The 10,705-nt window shown below is 31.4% G+C and carries 14 protein-coding genes; 9 read left to right on the top strand and 5 right to left on the bottom strand.

Translation table 11 applies throughout. The features are described from left to right. Positions 1 to 174: 174 nt before the first annotated feature. Positions 175 to 318, bottom strand: a complete 144-nt coding sequence (locus tag ACM55K_RS06835; protein WP_416849488.1) for a hypothetical protein — start codon at positions 316 to 318, stop codon at positions 175 to 177. A 71-nt stretch (positions 319 to 389) separates the two neighbouring features. Here ACM55K_RS06835 and ACM55K_RS06830 point away from each other — a divergent pair, with 71 nt between their 5' ends. From ACM55K_RS06830 to ACM55K_RS06790, 9 genes are all read left to right on the top strand, one after another. After that, positions 390 to 1,643 carry a cell division protein ZapB gene (locus ACM55K_RS06830; RefSeq protein WP_416849478.1) on the top strand — a complete coding sequence of 418 codons (1,254 nt, stop codon included), beginning with the start codon at positions 390 to 392 and terminating at the stop codon, positions 1,641 to 1,643. 29 nt (positions 1,644 to 1,672) lie between these two features. Then, positions 1,673 to 2,527, top strand: coding sequence for a hypothetical protein (locus ACM55K_RS06825; protein WP_416849477.1), 855 nt, complete (start codon positions 1,673 to 1,675; stop codon positions 2,525 to 2,527). 95 nt (positions 2,528 to 2,622) lie between these two features. Next, on the top strand, positions 2,623 to 3,123 hold the full coding sequence (locus ACM55K_RS06820; protein ID WP_416849476.1) for a hypothetical protein: 501 nt from the start codon (positions 2,623 to 2,625) through the stop codon (positions 3,121 to 3,123). 239 nt (positions 3,124 to 3,362) lie between these two features. Beyond that, positions 3,363 to 3,794 carry a hypothetical protein gene (locus ACM55K_RS06815; protein WP_416849475.1) on the top strand — a complete coding sequence of 144 codons (432 nt, stop codon included), beginning with the start codon at positions 3,363 to 3,365 and terminating at the stop codon, positions 3,792 to 3,794. A gap of 80 nt (positions 3,795 to 3,874) precedes the next feature. Continuing rightward, complete coding sequence (locus ACM55K_RS06810; protein ID WP_416849474.1) at positions 3,875 to 4,273, top strand: hypothetical protein; 399 nt, start codon at positions 3,875 to 3,877, stop codon at positions 4,271 to 4,273. A 121-nt stretch (positions 4,274 to 4,394) separates the two neighbouring features. After that, complete coding sequence (locus ACM55K_RS06805; protein ID WP_416849473.1) at positions 4,395 to 5,024, top strand: sigma-70 family RNA polymerase sigma factor; 630 nt, start codon at positions 4,395 to 4,397, stop codon at positions 5,022 to 5,024. A 2-nt stretch (positions 5,025 to 5,026) separates the two neighbouring features. Next, positions 5,027 to 6,619, top strand: coding sequence for a type IX secretion system motor protein PorM/GldM (porM, locus tag ACM55K_RS06800; RefSeq protein ID WP_416849472.1), 1,593 nt, complete (start codon positions 5,027 to 5,029; stop codon positions 6,617 to 6,619). 74 nt (positions 6,620 to 6,693) lie between these two features. After that, the gene (locus tag ACM55K_RS06795) at positions 6,694 to 6,927 is read left to right on the top strand and encodes a CHAT domain-containing protein (protein ID WP_416849471.1); all 234 of its coding nucleotides are present in this window, start codon (positions 6,694 to 6,696) and stop codon (positions 6,925 to 6,927) included. 95 nt (positions 6,928 to 7,022) lie between these two features. Then, positions 7,023 to 7,664, top strand: a complete 642-nt coding sequence (locus tag ACM55K_RS06790; RefSeq protein ID WP_416849470.1) for a hypothetical protein — start codon at positions 7,023 to 7,025, stop codon at positions 7,662 to 7,664. 167 nt (positions 7,665 to 7,831) lie between these two features. Here ACM55K_RS06790 and ACM55K_RS06785 read toward each other — a convergent pair whose 3' ends face one another. The 4 genes from ACM55K_RS06785 to ACM55K_RS06770 form a co-directional block, all read right to left on the bottom strand. Continuing rightward, positions 7,832 to 8,578 carry a hypothetical protein gene (locus ACM55K_RS06785; protein ID WP_416849469.1) on the bottom strand — a complete coding sequence of 249 codons (747 nt, stop codon included), beginning with the start codon at positions 8,576 to 8,578 and terminating at the stop codon, positions 7,832 to 7,834. Beyond that, positions 8,562 to 8,813 carry a hypothetical protein gene (locus ACM55K_RS06780; protein WP_416849468.1) on the bottom strand — a complete coding sequence of 84 codons (252 nt, stop codon included), beginning with the start codon at positions 8,811 to 8,813 and terminating at the stop codon, positions 8,562 to 8,564. The genes ACM55K_RS06785 and ACM55K_RS06780 overlap by 17 nt, the downstream gene beginning before the upstream one ends. 340 nt (positions 8,814 to 9,153) lie before the next feature. Then, positions 9,154 to 10,377 carry a type II toxin-antitoxin system HipA family toxin gene (locus ACM55K_RS06775; RefSeq protein ID WP_416849467.1) on the bottom strand — a complete coding sequence of 408 codons (1,224 nt, stop codon included), beginning with the start codon at positions 10,375 to 10,377 and terminating at the stop codon, positions 9,154 to 9,156. 2 nt (positions 10,378 to 10,379) lie between these two features. Continuing rightward, positions 10,380 to 10,658 carry a helix-turn-helix domain-containing protein gene (locus ACM55K_RS06770; protein ID WP_416849466.1) on the bottom strand — a complete coding sequence of 93 codons (279 nt, stop codon included), beginning with the start codon at positions 10,656 to 10,658 and terminating at the stop codon, positions 10,380 to 10,382. Between the last annotated feature and the right edge of the window lie 47 nt (positions 10,659 to 10,705).

Raw genomic sequence — 10,705 nt, 5'->3', positions numbered from 1 at the left:
TTATTCAAATTATATGCTGACCCCGAATCAAATGCATCTACAAAAACAAATTAAAATGAGAACCTATAAAATAAAAAACAGTAGTAAACTGTTGCTTACTACTGTTTAAAAATTGTACTTTTATTTTTATTAATCCTGTATCACTATTTCAGGACTAGACATTTATTTCAGAATCTATTCTATAATAACATTTTCTTTTTTATCGTAGAAATGATATTCTAAATACGTGTAAGCGTCACGAGGTATGATTTTCACCCACTTTTTATGTTCAAGAAACCATTTTGAACGTAATGATGGAAAACCTTTATTTCTAGTCATAAATTAAAATTTTCTTCTTAGGGAGGGTTACCTTTTTGTCTTTTCCATATTAATAAGAAAAAACAAATACTATGGAACTTACTAACAACCAATCAGAATCAGCAGTTGAAACTACAAACGACAATCTTCAAGCTCAAATAGATGCTGTTGCCACACAAAAAGTAGAACGTGTAAAAAGCTTTAGAGAATATGCTTTTGAGAAAGCAGGGTTGAATCGCGGGGATTATCTTTCCTTAAAGACCTATCTAAAATGGATTAAAGACGGTCACCTTGTTGATGAAACCTATAATGAAAACGAACAGCTTCTTTTAAAACAACAGGTTAAAAACAAAATTATTGTTAAAGAAGATGAAAAAGAAAAATTAGCCGGAGAAAAAAGGACTACGATTGAAGTTGTCAAGCCTTCTGTCGAGAAAAAAATTAAGGAGTTGAATGATGAAATCCAACAAACCAGAATTGACTTGGCAGACAATAAAGTTCAAACTGGTTATCAAGCTGAAAAGTATTTTATGTATGCCGGTTTAACGGTTGTGTTGTCTTTTTACCTGTTGTTTTTCTATGCCTCAGCAATATATGCTTCCTTCTTCAGAAATGCAGGAACCATAATCAAAACAGCTGGCGACGACATTGCCTTGTATCTGGATAGTATTTTTGATGTGAATGGTATTTTTACCGCATCACCTTCACTAATCATAGTTTATCTGGGTGCTTTCTTATTTTTTGCCATTGGGTTAATACCCCATAATATAGAGGGGCAGTATAAAAAGTTAAATATTGGACTTGCGGTTTTTGGCGCTTTTATAGCTGACTCTCTGATGGCTTATAAAATTGATTTAGGTATCCATGATTTAAAAGTTATGGCGGGTGTTGCTGATGTCGATTGGCATTTTTATTCCAGTATCAACTTTTATATGGTGTTGCTTTTTGGCTTCTGTGCTTATTTAGTTTGGGGTTACATGTTTGAAATGATGCTCAAAGAAAAGAATAAGAAAACAGGAGATGTAAGAGCTGCTTTAATAATCAAAGGATTGAAAGAAGAAATTACAACCTTACAAGTGGAGTTGCAAGTGTTAGAAACCAAAATTATTGAATTGGAAACGCAAATAAAAAACCTCTTTTCGCAATTGGAGCAATTGAAACAAGATCTAGAAAACAGTATGCTCAGACCTGATGCATTATCACAAAACTTGACCAGTTTCTATATGGGGTGGCGTCAATTCTTGAATGGAACCAGTGATTTGGGTGTAGAAAAAGTAAGATGTGAGGAGACTTTTAATGACTTTATGCAGTCACAATTTAATCCAGAGATCGCTATCCTTAATTAATTATTTCTAACATTTTAAAAAATACAATCATGAAAAACTTCCTATATACCCTAAATCTATTATTAATGACTTCATTTTTATTCACATCCTGTAAAGAAGAGAAAACCAAAGAAAAACCAAAACCATCAAACTACACTGTCATTATAGATTTGAGTGATCGCATTCTCTTACCCGAACAACTCGATAAAGACTTTTATTTGATTGAAAAATATTTTAAAGCTTTCGAAAAAAAGGCAAGGCGCAATTTGGTTCTAAGTTCTAAAGACCGTTTTTCCGTAAAAATTATTCCTCAAAAAAATAGTCCTTTGAATTTAGACCATTATGAAGATTTACTGCAAATTTATCTGGATGAAACTGATGTGAAAGACAAAAACAAATCGCTCTTGGCTTTATCACAATCGTTGCCTAAAGTGCTTAATACACTTAAAAAAGAAGCCTTATTTGGAAAAGTTTCCAATACTTATTTCGGAGTTGATATTTGGGCCTATATGCACGACAACGGAAAAGGATTGAGTAAAGCTGGTTTTGAAAATATAGTATTAGTTCTTACGGATGGTTATTGCGATTTTGAAAGTCAGGATCACGTTATCAAAGATAAAAATAAATATACCAGTACCCGTTTTTTGAATGAGTTGAACACTTCCGATTGGAAACAAATTTCAGAATCAAAAGAATATGGTTTGTTACCCATAAAATTAGAAAAAAACACCAAATGGATTGTAGCCGGATTGTCCGGTAAGAAAGCCAACGATATTTTGCAAACGGAAAAAATCACTTATTTCTGGAAAAAATGGTTGACACAATCCGGAGTTTCTGTTTCAAAATTTATATTGAATGGTTCAAAAACCGATATGAGTTCTAACTTATTAGAACAATTACGCTAATACGTTTGTTTGTTACCCTTGTTTTTTTTTTGAAACCAACCCAGAGTTCGGGTTGGTTTTTTATCCCATTTAATAAACTATAAATGAAATTTGACATGAAACATTTTATAATGACCCTATTTGTTATTTGTACTACTTGTAGTTCGATACTTCAAGCACAAGAAAAAGTCAAAACCCATGAAATTATCGCCAAATTCCAAATCTCTGATGGTACTGAAAATGGTCTAGATATTACCCCAACACTATTAGAACAAAATACTTATTTAGTAATCTATCAAGACATGGCATCCAAAGCCATTTATATGGCTAATTTTTGGGAAAAGAATAATACTCAAAGTTATGGTTTCATCTATTCAATGGAAGAAAAACACATAAAAGGTGATGATAAAAATTATGAAACTGATTTGTTTTATTTCCAATGGGGCTATATCAACACCTATGACAATAAGAAAGGAACTGCAAAAGTAGAATTAATGAAAATATATAAACTTCAAGGCGTTTATTTTAAAATGACTATTATCCCCGAAAATCTAAATGTACTTGTCTATAGAGGATTTATGAAAGGAACATTGGATTTAACTGTGTATGATAAATAAATTTATTGTGTCTTCATTTTATAATTGTTTATTAAAAAAAGTGACAACCATTCTGTTGAAGTATAAATTTTAAGAAAAATAAAACAAAAAAAACATCTTCTAAACCCTCATAAATAAAGGGATTTGTGGAGTTTGTAAATAAAATTAAAAAAATATTTAAAATCAAGGGTTACCTTTTTACTATTCCGGTATTAATGAGTATAAACAAATAATCATTAACAATTTTAAATTTACTTATTATGAAAAATTTACTTTTCCTTATCGCGTTTTTATTTACTACAGCTTTATCTTTTGCCCAAGTTTCTGTTAGAGGTTATTACAGAAGTAATGGCACTTATGTTCAACCTCATCAAAGAACAGCACCAAATTATACCCGAAACGACAATTATAGTACTGTGGGAAATGTAAATCCTTATACAGGTACAGCAGGGACTCAACCTAGAGACGGTTACACTTCAACAAGATCAAGTTCTACTTATAGTACGCCGAGCAGTTATTCATCTTCAAGTTATTCCGAACCAACTTACAGAAGTTACACGTCTTCAACGTCTTCAACTCCTTCTACTTATTCAGCTCCAAGTTATAGTTCGACCCAAACCATTTATACAGGTTCAAGAGGAGGACAATATTATATCAACAGTAACGGAAACAAGACTTACGTAAACAATTAATAAAATCATTGACCTATCAAATAGTATCAATATTTTGACGAATGAAATCAAAGGATTGAGGCTTTTAAAACCAAATTATTATGAAAAAAGCACTTTTATTATGCAGTTTATTCTTTTTATTATCATGCTCCAATTCAGACGATACAACCAAAGTATCTAATTCAGATTTTCATCCTCCAGTTTGGATTCAAGGCAATTGGGGACTTGAAGGAGCTGGTTCTTCGGGAGTTTTATTTACATTCGCTGCAAATGATTTTTGTATGACTACTCAAAGTTTTAAACAATGCCAGCAAGAATTCGTAAATCAATATAGGCAACCTGGCAATGGCGTTACGGTTAAAGAAACTATTACAGCTGCAGCTTACACCGCCGAAATAAAATATTTTGCGGGTCAATCTATAATTTATTCTTTCAGGAAATTATCTAATACTAGTATTGAATGGACCGCTGTTCCCGGATCTGTTCTTATTAAACAATAATTTTTAAATAGTATCAATCTCTTAAAAATTTTTGAGAGATTGTTTTTCTTTAATTCGGAAGAATCTAAAAAATTATTCTTATTTTGTAAAGTTTTTAATACGAACTGCAAAATAGTTATTGATGCCAAAGAGTACCGCAACGAAGTTTGAACACTTGACCGATCCCGAATTAGTACAATTTATTCAACAGAATCAAGATTATCTGGGAGAAGTTTACAAAAGATGTAAATCGTATTGCATCCAGTTTATGCGAAAAATGACCAACGGTTCTAAAAGTGATTATGAATTGGATGATGTTTTTCACGATGCTATTTTGGTATTATATGAAAAAATAGTTGCGGGTAATTTTGAATTAACGGCTTCTTTACAAACCTATTTAAATTCAGTTTGTCGTTTTCAATTGTTGAATAAATTAGGAAAAGAAAAGGGAAATTCTGATTACGAAGAGCATATCGGTAAAGACGATGATGAAGATCATCCAATGAGTTATAGATTGTCGATTACAGATTCTTTAGAAGAAATAGAGGATCTAAAAGAATCTCAGTTTACAGCTATTGAACGTGCTTTGGTAATCATGAAAGAAGCTGGAGGCCATTGTTATGAATTGCTGACTTTGTTTTGGTATCATAAAAAATCGATGACAGAATTGACAAAACATTTTGGTTACAGTAATTCTGATAATACCAAAAATCAAAAAGGAAGATGCCAAAAGCGATTAGAAAAAATGGCATTTAACGAATTGAATAATTAGTATTGGAAACAACTCTTGTAATAAAAAACATCTTACTCCCTAAACTGGAAAAAGACCCCAAGTTTTCTGAAAAGAAAGTTGATTCCTTTATTTGGGAAAAATTGGTTTATGATTTATTGCATTTTGAAGAAGATGCCAAACCGATTTATGCTGATATTTACAGTTTTGAATTAGACTATCCCGAAAAAATAATTAACAAACTACCTAATATATACAGTGAATTCTTAAAAGGATTAGCCGAAAATTATGACTTAGGACAAACTTCTGATGCAACCAACTATTTGTTAGAAACGAATAATGCCGTTTTTTTGAAAGAAGTTCAATTTTTGCAAACGATGCAACAAGCGATCAAAAGTGTGGAACGCAAACGCATTAAAACAGATTTACCTAAAAGCTATGAACGCTTGACTTTTGAACTTTCGGATTCCGATCTTGCCAATGTAACCAAAAAAAAAGGGCGTGAAGATTTGAGAGAAAAGTTTAAGCAATGGAATAAAGCATTGGGAGAAGCAGATCTTGTTCATTCTGAAAAAAAAGATTCAGGAACTTCTGATCAATCAACTCCTTCAAATAATTGTGAAGTTGAAATTAAGTCTATTTTAAAAGAACCAAAAATTATATCATTATCCTGGCTAAAGCACTTTATTGCTGCTTGCATTATTCTTTCGCTTAGTATTTATAATTTTAAACTTTTGACAACTAATGACAATTTTATTCCATCTATAAAAGAAAAGTCTGTCGGCATCGCTGTTAATAACAATTATCAAACAATTGTTGTTTTAGATAAAAATACTTATTTCCAAGGAGAAAAAGTTACAGGTAAAGTAGTTTTGGGCAAAATTGATTCAAATATTCTATTTACTGATCTGATAGGTCCAGTTAAAATTGAAAATGGTGAAGTTGTTATTTCATTAATTGCTGGAGATATTGGAGAGCAAAAAATTAACGGTCAATTTAATATCATGGGAGCAGGTAAAGAAATACCGCTTAAATTTTCCGGAAGATATGTTGTTGTTCCAAGACCAAATTCAGCTATCATTTCTGCCGACAAAATGAATGTAGTGTACAGAGGAATTGTTAACCCAATTTCTGTGTCTTTTGAAGGAATTGATCCTAGTAAAATTGTTGCAAGTGCATCAGGATTAACTTATGCTGGGAAACCAGGAAGATACAATATGATTCCACAATCTGGTTCTGAAGTAGTTATTAATGTAACAGGAACATTGCCAAGTGGAAATAAAGTGACAGACAAAAAGACATTTAGAATATTAGGAATTCCTAGTCCATCAGGTACTTTAAGAGGCGAAATAGGTATTGTAAAAGGACCTAAATCAAATTTAGAGATATTAACAATTGGGGCTATATTACCTGATTTTGATTTTGAAGTTGGATTGAATATTATTGGATTTAATTTTAAAGTAGTAGGGTATCCAACTATTGTAGTTCAAGGAAACAAATTGAATGCACAATGTAAATCTGTTCTTTCAAAATTAAGAAGTGGTGATCAAATAATCATTTCTGAAATTAAAATAAAATTGGTTGGGACAGATATATTATTACCAAGAACGGCACCAGTAATTTATGAAATACAATAATTATAGAATATATAACATTTTATCTAAAGCTGATTTTCCAATACAATTGAATCCAAAAGAAATAGTAGTTATTCTTGGTTAGTAAATGTGTTTTTGGTTTGCAGCGAGCTTTTAAAATGGCTGGTGTCAAGAATATCATTATGAGTTTGTGGAAAGTACCAGATGTACAGACGGCTGAACTTTTTGATAATTTCTACACTGAATGTTTTGCCGGCAAAACTATTCACGAAGCTTTTCAAACGGCACAGGGTAAAATGAAAGCGAAATATTCTCCTTATTACTGGGCTGGATTTGTGTTGTTGGAGTAGAAATATTTTAATCAAGGGTTACCTTTTTGGTTTTTGGATATTAATAGATATCAAAAGATAGATACAGCTTTATATTAATTGTTAAAATGCGTATTATGGAATTAGTTCGGTTTTTAGTATTTGTTTGTTTATTGTCATTCGGTTTCATTTCAATAACTCCATTTAAAAATTTTATTAGGAGAAAAACAAGGTTTGTTTTTAGCAAAATTAAATTTTCAAGTCGGAGGATTTATAGGGTTTTAAATATAAATAAGTCCGCTGATTTTGTTTGGAAGGACCTTATTAAATACCATAAAAGTGCTAAATGGAATTTTGGACAATTCGACAAAGACAAACATATTGGGTGCTCTTTTGAAGTGGATGAGAATAATAATGTCAATTTCACCTATACTGTAACGGATGAAAAATTAATATTTAGGGCAATTATTCTATCTAATTTTGATGATGAACGAACTAATGATATATTAGTATTAGCATCCCATTTTAATGGATTATTGAGTTTTGGTGTCGTTAAGGTGAGTGTAAAGTATAATTATGTTGAATTTGAATATTTTAGGGATTTATTAACCTATTCCTTGTTCTCTGGAGAAATAGATTCAGATACTGACACGCATTTTAAATTAACGAAAGATTGCTTTTGGTCCTTTAATAATTTGATTGAAACCGGTGAAGATCCTGTGTTTGTTTTTTCGGAACTTTTGAAAAGGAAAGAGGAAGAAAGTAAAAATAGCAACTAATATTTTACCCATACCACTTGTGGTTTTCAATCCAAGTTTGAATCCATCCATCAGGTGGAATCAAACATGTCACCACTAAAATTGCTGTTTCTTGATTTGACTTGTTCTCACAATAACGCGTAAAAAAACCGCCAATCTCACGAAAGGCGGTTTTTGTTTGGTTTTTTCTAAAATTCAAACTTATTATAAACATACTTTTCAAACCATTGTGGAATTGATTCAGTATGAAATTTAAATGCTGTTCCTTTATAAATTTCCGCTAATAATTCATATTTATCACCCGAATTGTCAAAAATATAAGCTCTATGAACAAGTTTAATAGCGTCTGCCAAGTTATCAAGAGTTTTGAAATAACGTTTTTTTATTTTTTCCTCATCAACGTCATGACCATCTTTTAAAACTCTGTTTTTTACTCGTTCAATATTTTTTTCAAAATCATCGGTACATATATAATAGAGATATGTTTTATAACCTAAGGTATTGGCTTGGGTAATTTCATCTAACTTATAACGGTCACTCATTACGGTTTCATAAGTAAAATCTCTTTTTACTTCAAGTAATGAATGCCTTATAAATGATGCTACAAATGCAGCTTCATAACTATTAGTAGATTTTGGTTTATTAAGAATAAAGTTGTCTTTTAGACCGACATCAATTTTATATCCTTCGCTTATTGCTTTTTTAATAAGTGAAATACTCGAAGGTGATTTTTTAAAAATATCTAATTGAGAAGGGTTGATTTTTAGATTAAATTCGGTTAAATCAACAAAACCGATTGTATTTAGTTGTCTTTCAATCAAATCAGCATTAACAAATATTCCAGAAATATATTCTTTACTGATTACATCATAAAGTGAACTTTTGCCAGAACCATTTGGTCCAGCATAAATGCGAACTCTATTTTGACTTGGCATAAAGAATAGTTCCTCTTTTAATATTTAGAGATTTTCTTGCAGCGATTGGCTTTACAAAAACAACTTCTCCGCTGCCTTCTTCTCTATATACTTTATTCCCTTTAGTAAAAGTAAAGGACAATCCCAAAATTCTATTTTCACGAATAGCTTTTTGAGCCGCTTTTCTACCGGCAACAATAAGACTTGAAGTTTCTTTAACATTTCTAAAAATGACTTTTTTGTTTTGACTTTCCATAATATTAGAGCATTGAGTTACTACAAATGTATTACATTTAAGTATAACTTGGCTCTTTTTGGTTTAGGTTTAGTTGAAGCCAACACGGGTTTTTATTATAGTACTGTTGAGGACGAGTTTGGAAATAAAATTAGAAGGAGAGTTGAGATTGAGAGAAAGTAAATTTCTTTAAGAATCCGTATGCCCTAGCCCAGATAGAAGTGAAAATCCTTTTATCCCGATTTTTAGGGATAAAAGATTGCAATGGATAGCTGGAATAGTTTCTAAAAATAGATTGCTTCGATTCTCTCGCAATAACGCATAAAAAAACCGCCAATCTCACGAAAGTCAGTTTTTAGTTTTATTTGAATCTCAAACTACCACTTATCAATTTCATGGAATCGGTACTAATTGCATTATTTGTTCCTAATATGCCAAATTGAGAAATAGCCTCTTTTACTTCTTCAAAAATGGGGTTAGGATTTTTAATTCCGAAATGTTTGGCTAATACTGTCAAATGTTCCAAAGTTGGATTTTTACTTTCACCTGCAACGGTTGTGCTGTGAAAACCATAAGACGAGTTGGAAAAAGTTAAATCATAAGCAGGTGCCAATTTCCAATGGCCGTTTTTATCCATTAAAAAAGAAAAGTTTTTGCTGTGGTCATCTCGGTTATGGGCCAAAACATTGAAAGTGGCTAATCGTAGGACTTTAATAAAAACATTGAAGTCTTTTTCTAACGTGAAAGCGCAATCCATAATATGTCCGTAATCTAAAGTGCTCATTCTGAAATTGTCATGCAATAATCCCGCTACAGAATGCAAATGAAGTTTTTTATTATGAATTCGGTCAAACCGCTTACTTCCAAAGAAATACCTGCCTTTTTTACTTTTAAACAATCGGAATTCATTGACTTCAATTCTAGCAGCTCGCGCCATTTGATTGTAGGTATATTCAATTAAAGCAATGTCAGTTAAATCATTAGAAGATGGGAATTTTACTATCCAATGTTCAAAACCTTGCGGTAAATCAGATTTACCATAAAGTAATTCTTTGGTATTTGGATTAAAACCAACCAATATTTTTGGTCTTGCGCCGCCTGATGAACCGCCAAGTTTAAATAGTTCTTCAATTATATCTTCTGAAGTTCCGTTCAGAACGGTTTCAATTTCATTAGAAATCTGATCTAAATCTACCGCATTAAAATTAGCGTAGTTGTTTATATATTCAGGTTCGTAAGAAATCGCTCCACCACTGTTTTTATCTATGTAAGCCAATCGGTCTAACGGAGTGATGTCGTTTAAATTCACTCCCATAGAGAGCAACTTTCTGTCTAATAATAATCTACCCCAGCCATCCGGAATAGAATCTGAAAAAACACCAAATAGGCCTTCAAAATGAGTTTCTTTTGGTGTTAAAATTTCATTGGATAATTTCATTTTAAAAGGGGAAATTTCCAATCCGCATGAAATAAAATCCGGGTGGTATTTGAAATAGATTTTGCCTTGGTTTTCTACCATAGTTCCAATTTCGGTTTTAGTATCATTTAGATTTAGAAATGCTTTTATTTTCTGGATTCTTTCCATAATTATCGGTTAAATAATTTCTCTATTTCTTTCAAATCCTCTTTGGTTTTAAAAACGGCATCAAAATCATCTAATCTGTCAAAAAGATGTGCCAGTCTAAGTAATGATGCTAAAGATATTTCTCCTGTATGTTCAAATCTCTTAATACTTCCCAACGAAATGCCTGATTTATCCGCCAATTCTGATTGCGAAATCTTTTTATCTTTTCTGATTTTCCGTAACCTTTCGGCCAGTTCTAATTGAACTTCTGAGGGTGTTTTATTTATGGAATAATTTTTCATTTACAGCTAATATAGTAGTCAAATATATGATTTTTATATATAAATAG

This window comes from Flavobacterium arabinosi, from assembly GCF_048158725.1.
Lineage (GTDB): Bacteria > Bacteroidota > Bacteroidia > Flavobacteriales > Flavobacteriaceae > Flavobacterium > Flavobacterium arabinosi.
The sequence above is the reverse complement of the archived record's forward strand: the minus strand, read 5'-3'. Positions and strand labels throughout refer to the sequence as shown.

Excerpts from the sequence above, each read along its gene's own strand:
- ACM55K_RS06780 (WP_416849468.1), bottom strand. The coding sequence starts at position 8,813 with ATGGAAAGTCAAAACAAAAAAGTCATTTTTAGAAATGTTAAAGAAACT.
- ACM55K_RS06830 (WP_416849478.1), top strand. The coding sequence starts at position 390 with ATGGAACTTACTAACAACCAATCAGAATCAGCAGTTGAAACTACAAAC.
- ACM55K_RS06770 (WP_416849466.1), bottom strand. The coding sequence starts at position 10,658 with ATGAAAAATTATTCCATAAATAAAACACCCTCAGAAGTTCAATTAGAA.
- ACM55K_RS06815 (WP_416849475.1), top strand. The coding sequence starts at position 3,363 with ATGAAAAATTTACTTTTCCTTATCGCGTTTTTATTTACTACAGCTTTA.
- ACM55K_RS06825 (WP_416849477.1), top strand. The coding sequence starts at position 1,673 with ATGAAAAACTTCCTATATACCCTAAATCTATTATTAATGACTTCATTT.
- ACM55K_RS06810 (WP_416849474.1), top strand. The coding sequence starts at position 3,875 with ATGAAAAAAGCACTTTTATTATGCAGTTTATTCTTTTTATTATCATGC.
- ACM55K_RS06835 (WP_416849488.1), bottom strand. The coding sequence starts at position 318 with ATGACTAGAAATAAAGGTTTTCCATCATTACGTTCAAAATGGTTTCTT.
- ACM55K_RS06805 (WP_416849473.1), top strand. The coding sequence starts at position 4,395 with ATGCCAAAGAGTACCGCAACGAAGTTTGAACACTTGACCGATCCCGAA.
- ACM55K_RS06820 (WP_416849476.1), top strand. The coding sequence starts at position 2,623 with ATGAAACATTTTATAATGACCCTATTTGTTATTTGTACTACTTGTAGT.
- ACM55K_RS06775 (WP_416849467.1), bottom strand. The coding sequence starts at position 10,377 with ATGGAAAGAATCCAGAAAATAAAAGCATTTCTAAATCTAAATGATACT.
- ACM55K_RS06785 (WP_416849469.1), bottom strand. The coding sequence starts at position 8,578 with ATGCCAAGTCAAAATAGAGTTCGCATTTATGCTGGACCAAATGGTTCT.
- ACM55K_RS06790 (WP_416849470.1), top strand. The coding sequence starts at position 7,023 with ATGGAATTAGTTCGGTTTTTAGTATTTGTTTGTTTATTGTCATTCGGT.